General features: G+C 76.9%; 13 protein-coding genes. 7 read left to right on the top strand and 6 right to left on the bottom strand.

Annotated elements, in window-relative coordinates; all coding sequences use genetic code 11:
• The first annotated feature begins 35 nt into the window (after positions 1 to 35).
• Positions 36 to 1,238 carry a Gfo/Idh/MocA family protein gene (locus CHC04_RS12835; protein WP_089404314.1) on the top strand — a complete coding sequence of 401 codons (1,203 nt, stop codon included), beginning with the start codon at positions 36 to 38 and terminating at the stop codon, positions 1,236 to 1,238.
• Positions 1,238 to 2,245 (top strand): sugar phosphate isomerase/epimerase family protein, encoded by a 1,008-nt coding sequence (locus CHC04_RS12830; protein ID WP_089404313.1) that lies wholly within the window; start codon positions 1,238 to 1,240, stop codon positions 2,243 to 2,245. The genes CHC04_RS12835 and CHC04_RS12830 overlap by 1 nt, the downstream gene beginning before the upstream one ends.
• A 60-nt stretch (positions 2,246 to 2,305) precedes the next feature.
• Here CHC04_RS12830 and CHC04_RS12825 read toward each other — a convergent pair whose 3' ends face one another.
• Together CHC04_RS12825 and CHC04_RS12820 are read right to left on the bottom strand one after the other, a co-directional pair.
• On the bottom strand, positions 2,306 to 3,241 hold the full coding sequence (locus CHC04_RS12825; protein WP_217897339.1) for an alpha/beta hydrolase family protein: 936 nt from the start codon (positions 3,239 to 3,241) through the stop codon (positions 2,306 to 2,308).
• Complete coding sequence (locus CHC04_RS12820; RefSeq protein ID WP_089404312.1) at positions 3,238 to 3,594, bottom strand: hypothetical protein; 357 nt, start codon at positions 3,592 to 3,594, stop codon at positions 3,238 to 3,240. Before CHC04_RS12820 ends, CHC04_RS12825 begins: the two co-directional genes overlap by 4 nt.
• 54 nt (positions 3,595 to 3,648) lie before the next feature.
• On the opposite strand from CHC04_RS12820, the gene CHC04_RS12815 reads away from it, so the two are divergent.
• Positions 3,649 to 4,188: a helix-turn-helix domain-containing protein gene (locus tag CHC04_RS12815; RefSeq protein WP_089404311.1), complete on the top strand. Its 540-nt coding sequence runs from the start codon at positions 3,649 to 3,651 to the stop codon at positions 4,186 to 4,188.
• A 1-nt stretch (position 4,189) separates the two neighbouring features.
• On the opposite strand, the gene CHC04_RS12810 is transcribed toward CHC04_RS12815, so the two are convergent.
• The 3 genes from CHC04_RS12810 to CHC04_RS12800 form a co-directional block, all read right to left on the bottom strand.
• On the bottom strand, positions 4,190 to 4,726 hold the full coding sequence (locus tag CHC04_RS12810; protein ID WP_089404310.1) for a hypothetical protein: 537 nt from the start codon (positions 4,724 to 4,726) through the stop codon (positions 4,190 to 4,192).
• Between the two features lie 82 nt (positions 4,727 to 4,808).
• Positions 4,809 to 6,401, bottom strand: coding sequence for a DEAD/DEAH box helicase (locus tag CHC04_RS12805; protein ID WP_217897338.1), 1,593 nt, complete (start codon positions 6,399 to 6,401; stop codon positions 4,809 to 4,811).
• Positions 6,402 to 6,783: 382 nt separating this feature from the next.
• On the bottom strand, positions 6,784 to 7,767 hold the full coding sequence (locus tag CHC04_RS12800) for a GlxA family transcriptional regulator (protein WP_089404309.1): 984 nt from the start codon (positions 7,765 to 7,767) through the stop codon (positions 6,784 to 6,786).
• A 73-nt stretch (positions 7,768 to 7,840) separates the two neighbouring features.
• Here CHC04_RS12800 and CHC04_RS12795 point away from each other — a divergent pair, with 73 nt between their 5' ends.
• From CHC04_RS12795 to CHC04_RS12785, 3 genes are all read left to right on the top strand, one after another.
• Entirely contained in the window at positions 7,841 to 9,166 is a 1,326-nt protein-coding gene (locus CHC04_RS12795; RefSeq protein ID WP_245817158.1) for an MFS transporter, read from the top strand.
• Positions 9,167 to 9,343: 177 nt separating this feature from the next.
• Entirely contained in the window at positions 9,344 to 10,210 is an 867-nt protein-coding gene (locus CHC04_RS12790) for an endonuclease domain-containing protein (RefSeq protein ID WP_141233792.1), read from the top strand.
• Between the two features lie 212 nt (positions 10,211 to 10,422).
• Positions 10,423 to 10,827, top strand: a complete 405-nt coding sequence (locus tag CHC04_RS12785; RefSeq protein WP_089404306.1) for a DUF6958 family protein — start codon at positions 10,423 to 10,425, stop codon at positions 10,825 to 10,827.
• A 14-nt stretch (positions 10,828 to 10,841) separates the two neighbouring features.
• On the opposite strand, the gene CHC04_RS12780 is transcribed toward CHC04_RS12785, so the two are convergent.
• Positions 10,842 to 12,350, bottom strand: a complete 1,509-nt coding sequence (locus CHC04_RS12780; RefSeq protein ID WP_089404305.1) for an aldehyde dehydrogenase family protein — start codon at positions 12,348 to 12,350, stop codon at positions 10,842 to 10,844.
• A 75-nt stretch (positions 12,351 to 12,425) separates the two neighbouring features.
• Between CHC04_RS12780 and CHC04_RS12775 the strand changes: the two genes are divergently transcribed.
• On the top strand, positions 12,426 to 15,416 hold the full coding sequence (locus tag CHC04_RS12775) for a sacsin N-terminal ATP-binding-like domain-containing protein (protein WP_245817157.1): 2,991 nt from the start codon (positions 12,426 to 12,428) through the stop codon (positions 15,414 to 15,416).
• Positions 15,417 to 15,440 lie beyond the last annotated feature (24 nt).

The following is a 15,440-nucleotide window of genomic DNA, read 5'->3' as shown; positions in this document are numbered from 1 at the left end:
GTCACCGGCGGCCCCGCCCCTCCCCGGGAGCCCCCATGACCTCAGCAGACCGGCCGACCCTCGGGGTCGGTCTCATCGGACACGCCTTCATGGGCGCGGCGCACTCGCAGGCCTGGCGCACCGCCCCCCACTTCTTCGACCTCCCGCTGCGCCCCGAGCTCACCGTGCTCGCCGGCCGCGACCCCCAGCGGACCGCCGACGCCGCCGCCCGGCTGGGCTGGGCCTCGGTGGAGACCGACTGGCGGCGGCTGGTCGAGCGCGACGACGTCGGCCTGGTCGACGTCTGCACCCCCGGCGACACCCACGCCGAGATCGCGATCGCGGCGCTGGAGGCCGGCAAGCACGTGCTGTGCGAGAAGCCGCTGGCCAACTCCGTCGCCGAGGCCGAGGCGATGACCGAGGCCGCCGTCCGGGCCGCCGCGCGCGGCGTGCGCTCCATGGTCGGCTTCACCTACCGCCGGGTGCCGGCGATCGGGCTGGCCCGGCAGCTGGTCGCCGAGGGCCGCATCGGCCAGGTGCGGCACGTGCGCGCGCAGTACCTGCAGGACTGGATCGCCGACCCCACCGCACCCATGTCGTGGCGGCTGGAGAAGGACAAGGCCGGCTCCGGCGCGCTCGGCGACATCGGCGCGCACATCGTCGACCTCACCCAGCACATCACCGGCGAGACCCTCACCGGCGTCAGCGCGCTGCTGGAGACCTTCGTGGAGGAGCGGCCGCTGCCAGCCGCGGCCGGGTCCCTGTCGGGTGTCGCGGGGGAGGGCCTGGGCCGGGTCACCGTCGACGACGCCGCGGTGTTCCTCGGCCGGTTCTCCGGCGGTGCGCTGGCCACCTTCGAGGCGACCCGCTTCGCTCTGGGCCGCAAGAACGCCATCCGCATCGAGGTCAACGGGTCCGAGGGCAGTCTCGCCTTCGACTTCGAGGACATGAACGTGCTGCAGTTCTTCGACGGCAGCGAGCCCGCCGAGCGCGCCGGGTTCCGGCGCATCCTCGTCACCGAGCCCGGCCACCCCTACATCGGCTCGTGGTGGCCGGCCGGGCACGGGCTGGGCTACGAGCACGGCTTCACCCACCAGGTCGTCGACCTGCTCACCGCGATCGCCAAGGACGAGGACCCGACGCCGTCGTTCGCCGACGGCCTGCAGGTCCAGCGGGTGCTCGACGCCGTCGAGCGCAGCGCCGCCGCCGATTCCGTGTGGACCCCGATCGCCGCCCAGGACCCCGAGAGGACCGCCTGATGCCCCGCCCCGTCACCCTGTTCACCGGCCAGTGGGCCGACCTGCCGTTCGAGGAGGTGGCCCGGCTCGCCTCCGAGTGGGGCTACGACGGCCTGGAGATCGCCTGCTGGGGCGACCACCTCGACGTCGAGAAGGCCGCCACCGACGACTCCTACGTGCAGCAGCGGCTCGAGCTGCTGGACAAGTACGGCCTGAAGGTGTGGGCGATCTCCAACCACCTCAACGGCCAGGCCGTCTGCGACGACCCGATCGACGCCCGGCACCGCGACATCGTCAACCCGCGGGTGTGGGGCGACGGCGACCCCGAGGGCGTGCGGCAGCGGGCGGCCGAGGAGATGATGCTGACCGCGCGGGCCGCGGCGAAGCTGGGCGTGAAGACGGTCGTCGGGTTCACCGGGTCCAAGATCTGGAAGGCCGTCGCGATGTTCCCGCCGGCCCCGGCCTCGATGATCGAGGACGGCTACGCCGACTTCGCCGCGCGCTGGAACCCCATCCTCGACGTCTTCGACGAGGTCGGCGTCCGGTTCGCCCACGAGGTGCACCCGTCGGAGATCGCCTACGACTACTGGACGACGGTCGCCACCATGGAGGCGATCGGGCACCGGGAGGCCTTCGGGCTGAACTGGGACCCGAGCCACTTCGTGTGGCAGGACCTCGACCCGGTCAGCTTCATCTGGGACTTCAAGGACCGGATCTACCACGTCGACTGCAAGGACGCGAAGCGCCAGGTGGGCAACGGCCGCAACGGCCGGCTCGGCTCGCACCTGCCGTGGGCCGACCCGCGGCGCGGCTGGGACTTCGTCTCCACCGGGCACGGCGACGTCCCGTGGGAGGCCTGCTTCCGGATGCTCAACACCATCGGCTACGACGGGCCGATCTCGGTGGAGTGGGAGGACGCCGGCATGGACCGTCTCGTCGGCGCCCCCGAGGCGCTGGCCTTCGTCCGGCGGCTGGCCTTCGACCCGCCGGCCGCCGCGTTCGACGCGGCGTTCTCCAGCGGCAACTAGCCGGAGGACCCCACCGCAGGCGACGGGGGCGGGCACCCGGGTGGGTGCCCGCCCCCGCCGTCAGGCCGCGGTGCGCTGCAGGCCGGTGACCTCCCGGCACCAGCCGACGACGGCGGCGAGCACCTCGGCGTCGACGGGGTGGCGCAGCTCGCCGCGGTAGGCGCCCATGGACGCCCGGCCCGGCTGGCGGCGCAGCGTGTGGGTCAGGTCGGGCACCCGCAGGACGGTGACCGGCCCGGGAACGGTCGCCGCGATCACGTCGAGGTCCGCGACGGGCACCTGCAGGTCCTTCTCGCCGGTCACGGCGAGCACCGGCGCGGTGATCCGGGCGAGGTCGGCGCGCGGGTCGTGGTCGAGGAACTCCCGGTGCCAGCGCGCGTTGAGGCGCGCACCCCCGATCCGGGCGACGTCGGTGGTCGTGGCCCGGATGCGCTCGTGGTTGGCGGCGACCTTCCGCTCCAGGTCGGTCCGCGTCAGCCGCAGCAGCGCCCGGACCGGCGCCGGCAGCGTCGGCCCGATCTGCCGGGCCTGCCAGCGCAGCAGCTCCGCGCCCGGGGTGGCCGAGCAGGCCAGCAGGACGACGCCGACGGCCGGCAGCCCTCGCGCGACCGCCGTGGCGGCGAGCAGCGCGCCCTCGCTGTGGCCGGCGAGCACCACCCGGTCGCCGTCGACCTCGGGCCGGGCGGTGAGGGCGGCGCAGGCGCGGACCAGGTCGTCGGCGTTGTCGGAGAAGCCCGCCCGCCGCCAGTCGCCCGGCGTCGCGCCGACGCCGCGCTTGTCGTAGCGCAGCGACGCGATGCCTCCCTCGGCGAGGGCGTGCGCCAGCTCCCGGGTGACGCCGAACCGCGCGCGGCGGTGGTCGGAGTCGCGGTCGAGCGGCCCCGACCCCGGCGCCAGCAGGACGGCCGGCACCGGGCCGGGGGAGTCCGGCAGGGTGAGCGTGCCGGCGAGCGGGGGCTCGCCGGGCACCGTCAGGGGGATCTCGCGCACGGTCACCGGGGGACCGTCCGGTGCGCGGCCACGTCGGCGGCGACCGCGGCGGCGTCGTCGGCGAACACGAGCACGGTGTCGAAGCGCTGCCCGGTCAGGTGCAGCCGGACGGCCGGGCCGCGGCGGACGCTGACGAACGCCTTGGTGCCGCGGCGCCGCCAGGTGCCGATCAGCCGCCGGCCGGGCAGGCCCAGCCCGGGGGCACGGATCCCCCGCGCGGCGGCCAGGCCGTCGGGGACGACCTCGACCGAGCGCACCGCGGTCAGCGGCACCTCGAGGTCGCGCAGCAGGCCGAGGACCTTCTCGGTCCGGGTGAGGGAGATCTGCAGGGTCTGCGGAGTGGTCCGGATCGTCGCCATGCCGCTATTGTTCTCATCGGTGAGATCGTTGTCAACCATGAGAGAGGTGGCCGCGTGGCGACCGCGGACCTGCTGCTGCACCCGGTGCGTCTCCGGGTCGTCCAGGCGCTCCTGGGCGACCGCACCCTGACCACCGGCGAGCTGCACACCGAGCTCCCCGACGTGCCGGCCGCAACCCTGTACCGGCACGTAGCGGTGCTCGCCGACGCCGGCGTGCTCGAGGTGGTGGCCGAGCGGCGGGTGCGGGGCAGCACCGAGCGCACCTACCGGCTGGTGGTCGCCGCCGCCTCGGTCGGGCCGGCCGAGGCGGCGGCGATGAGCCCCGACGAGCACCGCCGGGCCTTCGGGACGTTCGTCGCCGCCCTGCTGGCCGACTTCGACCGCTGGCTCGGGCGCGCGGCCGAGGAGCCGGGCGGTCCCGATCCCGCGCGGGACGGCGTCGGCTACCGGATGACCGGACTGTGGCTCGACGACGACGAGTTCGCCGGCCTCCTCGACGACGTCCGGGCGGTGCTCCGGGCGCGGCTGGACAACGCGCCCGGCCCGGGCCGCCGGCGCCGGCTCGTCGGCACGGTCTTCCTGCCGGCGGACTGAGCTACGCGGCGGCGCGGGCGCCCCGGCGGTCGGCCTTGCGCTCCATCTTCTGCTCGGCCCGGGAGACCCGCTTGTTGGCCTTCGCCAGGGTCCGGGCGGCCTTCTGCACGCGCTTGGAGCCGCGGTCGACGGTGCCGCGGGTGAGCAGGCCGACGCCGATGCCGAGCAGCCAGACGTCCTTGGCGATCGTCAGGCCCTGCTCGGTGGGGGCGAGGCTGCCCTCCTTGCGCATGCCCGGCGTGCGCAGGTAGAGGCCCAGCAGGCCCCCGGCGAAACCGGTGAGCACGGCGCCGGCCAGCGCGGTCGGCACGAACGGCGTCAGCAGGGCCGCGCCCACGGCGATCTCCGCCGTCGACAGGGCCTGCACGAACTGCCGCGGCTCGACGTCCTTGAGGAAGGGGTAGGTGCCGGAGGCGAAGCCGTGCAGGCCGGCCGCGGTCTCCTCGTCGGCGGCGCGCTTGCCCAGCCCGCTGTTGAGAATGAACGCACCGGCGGAGATCCGGGGACCGATCTCGGACAGGGTGATGGGCAGGGCCACGGGGCACCTCACAGGGGTCGGGGACGGTCGGGACTGCTCTTCCCGACCGCCCCCGGTGTGAACCCCGCGGCAGCCGCTGCGGTCAGCGGCCGCCGCGCCGCGACCGGCCGCTGAACGACGCCGCCGAGTGGGTGCCGGCCCGCGCGGCCAGCTCGGCGCGGGTGCGCGCGGGGCCGGGGGTGCGCGCGGAGCCGCGGCCGCCGGCCGTGGCGGTCGCCGCCGCGGGGGTCTTCGCGGCCGCGACGGTGCCGGAGCCGCCGCGGCGACGCCGGCCGCCGCCCTGGCCCTGCGGCTGGGGCTCCGGCGCGGGCGCGGGCTCGACGTACGGCGCGGCCGGACCGGCGAGCGCGGTGATCTGCTCGGCGCCCGGGCGCACCGCGGTCACGACCGGCGTGATGCCGGCCTGGCGGGTCAGCGTGCGCACCTCGCCGTGCTGGTCGGGGGTGGACAGGGTGACCACCGTGCCGCCGGCACCGGCGCGGGCGGTGCGGCCCGAGCGGTGCAGGTAGGCCTTGTGCTCGGTCGGCGGGTCGACGTGCACGACCAGCGCCACGTCGTCGACGTGGATGCCGCGCGCGGCGATGTCGGTGGCGCACAGCACGCGCGTGCCACCGGTGCTGAACGCCTCGAGGTTGCGCTCGCGGGCGTTCTGGCTGAGGTTGCCGTGCAGGTCGACGGCGGGGACGCCGGCCGCGGTGAGCTGCTTGGCGAGCTTCTTGGCCTGGTGCTTGGTCCGGGTGAACAGCACGCTGCGGCCCAGGCCCGAGGCGAGCTCGCGGACGACCTCGGCCTTGTCGGCGGCCGACACCTGGAACACGTGGTGGGTCATGGTGGCCACCGGCGCGACGGCCGGGTCGACCGAGTGGGTCACCGGGCGGTCGAGGTAGCGCTTGACGAGCACGTCGACGCCGTTGTCCAGCGTGGCCGAGAACAGCAGCCGCTGACCGCCCTTCGGCGTGCGGTCCAGCAGCCGCTTGACACCGGGCAGGAAACCCAGGTCGGCCATGTGGTCGGCCTCGTCGAGGACGGTGACCTCGACGGCGGACAGGTCGGCGTGGCCCTGCCCGATGAGGTCCTCGAGCCGGCCGGGGCAGGCGATGACGACGTCGACGCCGGCGGCCAGCGCCTGCACCTGCGGGTTCTGCCCGACGCCGCCGAACACCGTGGTGGCGCGCAGGCCCAGGGCGCGGGCCAGCGGCTCGACGGTGGCCAGCACCTGGTTGGCCAGCTCGCGGGTGGGGACGAGCACCAGCGCGCGCGGCCGGCGGGCCTGGCGGCGGGTGGTGGCGGCGGCCAGCCGGGAGACCAGCGGCAGGGCGAAGGCGATGGTCTTGCCCGAGCCGGTGCGGCCGCGGCCGAGCACGTCGCGGCCGGCGAGGGAGTCGGGCAGCGTCGCGACCTGGATGGGGAACGGCGCGGTGATGCCGCTGGCGGTGAGCACCTCGACCAGCGGGGCGGGCACCCCGAGCTCGGCGAAGGTCGTGTCGGTGGGCAGCACGGTGGCGACGTCACCGGCCGGGATCTCCCGCGGCTGCGGCTGCGGCTGGGACTGCGGCTGCGGCTGCGGCTGGGCGGCGGGGGCGGTGGTGCTGCTGCCGGTGCCGCGGCCGCGGCCGCCGCGACGGCGGCGGGACCGGGCGGGACCGGCGGGAGCGGGGGACTGCGGGGAGGTCATCGGTTCCTCGGGCGTTCTCGGGTCGCCGTCCTCGGTCGCCGTGCGCGGGCGCAGGCCGGCCCCGGGAGACGGGGCGGAGCGCGCCGGCGGCGACGTCGGACAGCCGGGCGCGCCTCGGTGGCGCTGCACCAGCCCGACGTCGAGTCCTGCAGCTCCGGATGAGCGAGGGCGGCGCCGGTCTCCCCACTCAACCAGACGCGGCCGCCGATCCTGCCGCCGCGCGGGCGAGTCGCCCGTCACACCTCACCCGACCGGGGGGCGCCTCCGTCGCGGTGTCGGCACCCCGGGAGGTGCCTTTGTCGTGCTCTTGGCACCCCCGGGAGGTGCCTTCGTCGTGCTCTTGGCACCCCGGGAGGTGCCGACGTCGCGATGCCGGCCCCTGTCAGGCGGTGCGGCCGGCCCCGCGGTAGGTGCGGCGGTAGGCGCCGGGGGCGATCCCGATCGAGGCCCGCAGGTGCTGGCGCAACGACGCCGGGGTGCCGAAGCCGGCCTGCGCCGCGACGCGGTCGACCGAGGCGTCGGTGGACTCCAGCAGCCGCCGCGCCAGCCCGATCCGCTGCGCGGCCAGCCAGCGCAGCGGCGACAGGCCGGTCTCCTCGCGGAAGCGCCGGGTGAAGGTCCGCACGCTCATCCGCGCGTGGCCGGCGAGGTCGGCGAGGGTGAGCGGCTCGCCCAGGTGCTCCAGCGCCCAGGCGCGGGTGGCCGCCGTCCCCGTGTCGCCGCTCTCGGGCAGCGGCCGCTCCACGAACTGCGACTGCCCGCCCTCCCGCCACGGGGCGACGACGTTGCGCCGAGCCACCCGGTTGGCCACCTCACTGCCGTGGTCGCGGCGCACCAGGTGCAGCAGCAGGTCGATGCCCGCGGCCACACCGGCGGAGGTCAGCACGTCACCGTCGTCGACGAAGAGCACGTCGGCGTCGAGCCGGACGGCGGGGAAGTGCCGGCGGAACGCCTCGGCGTCGCGCCAGTGCGTGGCGGCGGGACGGCCGTCGAGCAGTCCGGCCGCGGCCAGCACGGAGGCGCCGGTGCAGATCGACACCATCCGGGCGTGCCGCGCGGCCGTGCGGACGGCCGCGGCGAGATCCTCGGGGATCCGCCCCTCGCGGACGACGGGGCCGCCCATGATCCCGGGCACGACGACGGTGCCCGCCTCGGCCAGCACCGACCCGTCGTGCTCGGGCAGCACCGAGAACCCGTCGGCGGTGCGCACCGGGCGCCCGTCGAGAGTGGCCACGCGGACCCGGTAGAGCGGCCGGCCGGCGTCGTCCTCGGCGAGGCCGAGCAGCCGGTAGGGCAGGCCGAGCTCGAAGCCGACGACGCGGTCGACGGCGAGCACGACCACCTCGTGCGGGACGGGTGAGGACATGGCCGGATCCTTGCACCTGTTGTCCTGCGGGCCACTGGTCAGGGTCGGCCCGGGGCGGTCATGCTCTGCGCTCGTGACCACCGCCGCGCCCGCCCGGACCGCCTCCCGCGTGCACCCCGCCTGGTGGGTGGCGGCGGTGACCTTCCTCGCGCTGGTCGGCGCCGCGGCCTTCCGCGCGGTGCCCGGCGTGCTGATCGACCCGCTGCGCGCCGAGTTCGGCTGGTCGGTGTCGACGATCTCGGCGGCGGTCGCGGTCAACATGGCGCTGTACGGGCTGACCGCGCCGTTCGCCGCCGCGCTGATGGAGCGCTTCGGGATCCGGCGGGTCGTGCTCGGCGCGCTGCTGCTCACCGCGCTCGGCAGCGGCCTGACCGTCTTCATGACAGCGAGCTGGCATCTGGTGCTGCTGTGGGGGTTCGCCGTCGGGCTGGGCACCGGGTCGATGGCGCTGTCGCTGGTCGCGACGGTCACCGGCCGCTGGTTCGTCGCCCGCCGCGGTCTGGTCAGCGGCATCCTCACCGCCGGCGGCGCGACCGGGCAGCTGGTCTTCCTGCCCGTCGTCGCCGCGGTCGCCGAGACCTCCGGCGGCTGGCGGGCGGCCTCACTGGGCACGACGGCGGCCGCGCTCGCCGTCGTCCCGCTGGTGGCCTGGCTGCTGCGCGACCGCCCGCGCGACGTCGGCGCCGTCCCCTACGGCGGGACCGCCGCCGACGACGTCGACCCGGTGCGCACCGGCGCCGCGCGTACCGCCGTCCGGGGGCTGCTGGAGGCGGCGCGGACGCGGCCGTTCTGGCTGCTGGCCGCGGGCTTCTTCATCTGCGGCGCCTCGACCAACGGCCTGGTGCAGCCGCACTTCATCCCCGCCGCCCACGACCACGGCATGCCGGTGACGACGGCGGCCACGCTGCTCGCCGTCGTCGGCGTGTTCGACATCGCCGGCACCGTGTTCTCGGGCTGGCTGACCGACCGCGTCGACCCGCGGGTGCTGCTGCTGGCCTACTACGCGCTGCGCGGGCTGTCGCTGTTCCTGCTGCCGCCGCTGTTCGGGCCCGACCTGCAGGTCAGCATGATCGCGTTCATCGTCTTCTACGGCCTGGACTGGGTGGCCACGGTGCCCCCGACGCTGGCGCTGTGCCGGGAGCACTTCGGCGCGCGGGCGCCGGTCGTGTTCGGCTGGGTCTTCGCCGCGCACCAGGTCGGCTCGGCGGTGGCCGCGTTCGGCGGCGGCGTCGTCCGCGACGTCACCGGCTCCTACGACCTGGCCTGGTTCGGCGCCGGCGCGCTGTGCCTGGTCGCCGCGGTGCTGTCGATCTCGATCCGCCGCCGCCCGGCACCGGCCGTCCCGCCCGCGGTGCCCAGCGAACCGACCACCGCGTCGGCCGCCACCACCCACGGCTGAGGAGTGCCTGTGTAGCGCTGTCGGCACCGCTGAGGGTGCCTTTGTAGCGCTATTGGCACCCGGGGCCCTCGGGAAGGGCGCCTTTGTAGCGCTATTGGCACCCGACCTGTGGACGACTGGCATCGGGGCCTGTGGACGACGCCGGTCGACGGCCCGCGGGTCGACCACGCTGCCCGGGTGTCCGCTCACCGCCGTCTTCTCCCCGGCGTCTTCGTCGGCAGCGCAGCCGTGGCCGAGGGCTTCCTCACGCGTGGCCAGCTGCGGCGACGCAGCTACCGGAGGCTCGCCCAGGGCGTCTACGCCGACCCGGGACTGCCGGTCGACCACCGGTTGCGCTGCCGGGGCGTCGCACTGCTCGCGCCGCCGGGTGTCGCCGTCGGCGGGCACTCGGCGGCCGCCTGGTACGGCGCTCCCTTCGCAGCGGCCGACGACCAGGTGACGCTCGTGTGCCCGGAGGAGGTCCGCTGGCGCGGCCCTCGGGAGGCGACCGTGCACCACACCGTCCTGTCGCCCGCGGACGTCGTGGTGGCCGACGACGTGCCGATCACCGTCCCCCTCCGGACGGCGTGGGACGTCATGACCCTCGAACCGCTGACGACGGCGGTGGCCGCACTGGACGCGATGGTGCGTGCGGGGACGGTGTCGAGAGCCGACCTCGACACGATGGCACTACACGGTGCCGGCCGGTGGGGCGTGAGCCGGGTCCGCCGGGCGGTGCCGCTGGTCGACCCGCGTGCGGAGTCGCCGCCGGAGTCACGGCTGAGGGTCTGCCTGGTCCTGGCCGGCCTCGAGCCCGTGCCCCAGTTCGAGGTGTTCGACCACGGCAGGTTCGTCGCCCGCGTCGACCTCGCCTTCCCGGACGTGCGGCTGGCCATCGAGTACGAGGGCGCGCACCACTTCGAGCCGGACCAGGTCGCGCGTGACGCCGAGCGGCTCGACCGGCTCCGCGCCGCCGGGTGGCGGGTGATCCGGGTGAGCGCGGCCGACATGCGCGACGTCGAGGCGCTGGTCGCGCGCATCCGTGCCGCCCTGGCGGCGGCCTGAGCGGTCCTCGCGACGGAGGCGCCGGGGAAGGGGCGCCGCGTCAGACGGCAGCGTCCGGTCCGGGGACGTGCTTCCCTCTGCCCGTGCACCGCTCCGAGGAGCGCCCGGCGGTCCGGTGAGCACCGACCCGCACAGCGCGCCGGTGCCGCAGTCGGCCTGGGACGCCGACGCCGACGCCGGGGCGCGGAGCCGCGGCGCGGAGCCGCGGCCGGGTGCAGGTCTTCGACGCGACCCGTCCCGGCGGGCTGGACGGCTGGACGACGGACCTGGCCCAGTACGAGCTCGTGCGGGCGCACGTCCTCGACACCCTCGACGACCTCGCCGGCCCGGACGGCTGGGTGCTGCTGCGCGACGTCGTCGCCACCGCCCAGGAGCGCTACGCCACGCACCCGCTCTTGCCGAAGGGGCGGGTGCGCAACTGCTGCACCGACACCGAGGTCGACCTCGAGGCGCGCGGGGAGATAGAGCGGGCACCGGGCTCGAGCCCGCAGCGCATCCGCCGCCGGTCCCACGAGGTGCCATTAGCGCGACAAAGGCACCAGGGGACGAGCCACGAGGTGCCATTAGCGCGACAAAGGCACCAGGGGACGAGCCCCGAGGTGCCAACAGCGCGCTGAAGGCGCTCCGAAGCTCAGCGGTGGCGGCCGTGCACCAGCCTCATGACGCGGGCCAGCGCGTCGGCGGCGGCCGGCGGGCGGCTGAAGGACATGAGGTCGACCGGCAGCGGGAAGCGCTGGCGGGTGATGGCCTTGGCGCGGGTGAACTCCTTGAGCCCGTCCTCGCCGTGGATGCGGCCGAAGCCGCTCTCGCCGACGCCGCCGAAGGGCAGCGACGGCACGCCGGCGAAGGTCAGCACCGAGTTCACGCTGGTCATGCCGCTGCGCATCCGGCGGGCGAGGTCCATCGCGCGCGCCCTCGAGCGGGAGAACACCGCCCCGGCCAGGCCGTAGGAGGTGGCGTTGGTGCGCTCGAGGGCCTCCTCGGCGTCGGCCACGCGGGTGATGGTGAGCGTGGGCCCGAAGGTCTCCTCCCGCACCGCGGCCGACTCCTCGGGGACGTCGAGCAGCACGGTCGGGGGGACGAAGACGCCCTGCACGGTGCCGCCGGTCAGCGTCCGCGCGCCGGCCGAGGTGGCGTCGTCGAGGTGGCGCCGGACGACGTCGGCCTGCGAGGGCATCGTCATGGGGCCGTAGGCGGCGCCGTCGTCGGAGCCGGGGCGCAGGTCGCGCACCCGCTCGCCGACCTCCGCGACGAACCGGTCGTAGACCGGGGCGGTCACGTACACCCGCTCGATGCCGATGCAGGTCTGCCCCGCGTTGCTCATCGCGCCCCAGACGGCGGCGTCGGCGGCGGCGGCCACGTCGGCGTCGTCGTCGACGATCATCGCGTCCTTGCCGCCGAGCTCCATGAGCACCGGGGTGAGCGTCTCGGCGCACGCCGCCATCACCTTGCGCCCGGTGGGCGCCGAGCCGGTGAAGGCGAGCTTGCCCACGCCGGCCCGGCACAGCGCCGCGCCGGTCCCGCCGAAGCCGGTGACCACCTGGAGGACGTCGGCCGCGTCGGGGACGGCGGTCCGCCACGCGGCGGCCAGCCACGTGCCGACGGCGGGGGTGTACTCCGAGGGCTTGAAGACGACGGCGTTGCCGGCGGCCAGCGCGTAGGCGATCGAGCCCATGGGCGTGAACACCGGGTAGTTCCACGGGCCGATGACGCCGACGACGCCCAGGGGCTGGTACTCCAGGTAGGCGGCGTGGTTGGCCGCCAGCACCCCGGCGCGCACGCGGCGCGGGCCCAGCGCCCTGCGCGCGTGCGCGCCGGCCCAGGCCAGGTGGTCGATCGCCAGGGTGATCTCGAGGACGGCGTCGGCGTGCGGCTTGCCGTTCTCCCGGTGCACCAGGTCGGCCAGCCCGTGCAGCTCCCGGGCGAGGTGGCCGCGGAAGGCGGCCAGCCGCTGCCGGCGGCCGTCGAAGCCCAGCGCGGCCCACCGCTGCGCGGCTCCGCGGCCCCGCTCCACGGCCTCCCGCACGGCGGCCGCGTCGTGCACCGGGAAGACGCCGACGACGGCGCCGGTGGCCGGGTCGGTCGACTCGAAGGTCTCGGTGGCGTCGGCGGCGGGATCCAGCTGCTCGGCGAGCGACATGTGGCGCAGGTTACCCGCGCGTAGCTCCTCCTCCGGAGCCGACCGCGGGTCCCGCACGCTGCCATGCTGACCGCCGTGGCCGACCCCTTCGACACCGCGGAGCTGCGCCGGCGGGTCCTGGCGGCCTGGAGCGACTCCCCGGCGCGGTTCCGGGAGGACGCCAACGCCGAGGAGGACCTGGTCCGCGGCGGCTACCGCGACCGGCTGCTCGTCGAGCTCGCGCAGAACGCCGCCGACGCCGCCCTCCGGGCCGGGGTCCCGGGCCGGCTGCGGCTGGAGCTCACCGAGGTGGGCGGCGGGGGAGAGGTGCTGCACGCCGCCAACACCGGGGCGCCGCTGGACGCCGCCGGCGTCGCCGGGCTGGCCAGCCTGCGTGCCTCCGCCAAGCGCGACCAGGACGGCACGGTCGGCCGCTTCGGGGTCGGTTTCGCAGCCGTCCTGGCCGTCAGCGACGAGCCGGCGGTGCACTCGCTGCACGGCGGGGTGCGCTTCAGCGCCGCCCGCACCCGCGCCGAGGTGGCCGGGGTCGACGCGCTGGCCGGCGAGGTCGCCCGCCGCGAGGGCGTCGTCCCGGTGCTCCGGCTGCCGTGGCCGGCCGACGGCCCGCCGCCGGCCGGGTACGCCACCGAGGTCGTGCTGCCCCTGCGCGCGGGGTCGCGGGCCGCCGTCCGCGCGGCCCTGGCGGCGCTCGACGCCGGGCTGCTGCTCGCCCTCCCCGGGCTGACCGAGGTCGAGGTCGTCGTCGACGGCGCCGCGCGCACCCTCTCCTGCACCCGCACCCCGCCGCTGGTGCGGCTGCGCGACGGCGACACGACCACTCCCTGGCGGCTGGCCGAGCGCAGCGGGCAGCTGCCCGAGGAGCTGCTCGCCGACCGCCCGGTCGAGGAGCGCGCCCGCCGCGGCTGGACGCTCACCTGGGCGGTGCCCCTCGACGACGACGGCCGCCCCCGCCCGCTGCCGGACCGGCAGGTGCTGCACGCCCCCACACCCAGCGACGAGCCGCTGTCGCTGCCGGTGCGGCTCATCGCGCCGTTCCCGCTCGGCTCCGACCGCCGGCACGTCGCCCCCGGCCCGGTCACCGACGCGCTCACCGCCGTCGCCGCGGAGGTCTACGCCGACCTGCTGGCCGCGCTGTCCCCGGACCCCGCGGTGCTCGCCCTCGTGCCCCGCGTCGGCCTGGCCGCCGCCGAGCTCGACGCCGCCCTCGGCTCGGCCGTCCTCGACCGGCTGCGCGCGACGGCGTGGCTGCCCGCCACCGATCCGGAGGAGGGGGAGCGCCTGACGCCCGCGCGCGCCACCGTCCTCGACGCGGGCACCGACGAGCTGGTCGGCGTCCTCACCGGCGTGCTGCCGGGGCTGCTGCCGGCCGAGTGGTCGCGGCGCGAGGGCGCTCCCGCGCTGGCCGCGCTCGGCGTCCGGCGGGTGGGCACCGCGCAGGTGGTGGAGGCGGTCACCGGCATCGCCCGGCCGCCGTCGTGGTGGGCGCGGCTCTACACCGCGCTGGAGCACGCCGACCGGGAGGAGCTCGGCGCGCTCCCGGTGCCGCTGGCCGACGGCCGCACCGCGCCGGGCCCGGGCGGTGTGCTGCTGCCCGACGAGGGCCTGCCGGTCGACCGGCTCGGCCCGCTCGCCCTGCGCATCGCCGCCCCCGAGGCGGTGGCGCCGCCGGCCGCCCGGCGGCTGCTGGAGCGGCTCGGCGCGCGCCCGGCCACCGCCGCCGCGGTGCTGGCCGACCCCGCGGTGCGGGCCGTCGTCGAGCGGTCGGTCGACGCGGTCGACGACGGGTGGGACGACGCCGACCCCGCCGACCTCGCCACCGCGGTGCTCGCCCTGGTGGCCACCGCCCGCCTCGCACCCGGGGAGCTGCCCTGGCTGGCCGAGCTCGCCCTGCCCGACGCCGAGGGCGCGTGGGCGCCGGCGGGGGAGCTGCTGCTGCCCGGGGCGCCGCTGGCCGCGGTGCTGGAGGACGGCGCCCTCGGCCTGCTCGCCCCCGACGTCGCGGCCGCCCACGACCCCGCGGTGCTGCAGGCGGTCGGCGTGCTCACCACCTTCGCGCCGGTGCGCGCCGAGGACCCCGACGACCTGGACGTCGACGGCGCCGACGCCTGGGCCGACGCCGTCCTGGACCGCCTGCCGCCCGGGCCGCCGCCGTCGTGGCCGCCGCTGACCGCCGTCCGCGACCTGGACCTGGTCGCCGACTGGGCCGGCGCGCTGCCGTTGCTGGCCGCGCTGCCCGACGAGGTCTGGGCCGACGTCGTCCTCGACGGGGTACCGGCGCCCTGCCACCTGCGCTGGTGGCTGTCGACCCACCCGGTGCTGGGCGGGCGGCGTCCCGACCGGCTGCGGGCACCGGACGGCGGGGAGTTGGCGGGGCTCTACGAGCCGGCGCAGGCGCCGCCGGAGGTGCTCGCGCGGCTGCGGCCGGCCGCCACGGTCGACGACGTGCTCGCCGACCCCGACGCCGCGCTGGACCTGCTCGACCGCCTCGGCGACTCCGCCTGCACGGTGCTGCCGGCCGTGCTGCGCACCGTGTACGCGCGGCTGGCGGTCGCCCTCGACGGTCTCGACGTCGACCCGCCGGCGCGGGTGCGGGTGGCGCCCGACCGGGTCGCCGACCCGGCCCGCGACCCGGTCGCCGTGCTCGACGCGCCCTGGCTGCAGCCGCTGGCCGACGGCCCGCTGGTACCCGCCGGCGGCACCCCCGGGCCGGTCGCCGACCTGCTCGACCTGCCACTGCTCAGCGAGCGGGTCCAGGCCACGGTCACCAGCACCCCGGTGCGGCGCGGGCCGTGGGCCGCGGTGCCCGGCGCGGACCTCGCCGCCGCCCGGCTCGGCCTGCCGGCCCTCCCGGCGGAGGTCGCCGTGCACGGGCGGCTGCTGGCCGGGGACCGGCCGGTGGCCTGGTGGCCCGACGGCGCGGTCGACCACGTGGACGGGACCCCGGCCGCGCTCGGCCGGGCGCTGGCCTGGCGGGCCGGCGCCTGGCCGCTGCGGCAGGCGCTGGCCGAGGCGTTCGCCGAGCCCGGCCGGGCCGCCGACCTCGCCGCGGAGGACGCGGTCGGCTGAGCCCGGCCAGGTCAGGTGGGGAAA

The sequence above is a fragment of the Geodermatophilus saharensis genome, from assembly GCF_900188205.1.
In the GTDB taxonomy this organism is placed as follows: domain Bacteria; phylum Actinomycetota; class Actinomycetes; order Mycobacteriales; family Geodermatophilaceae; genus Geodermatophilus; species Geodermatophilus saharensis.
Note: the sequence above shows the minus strand (reverse complement) of the source record. Positions and strands in the feature narration are given on the sequence as shown.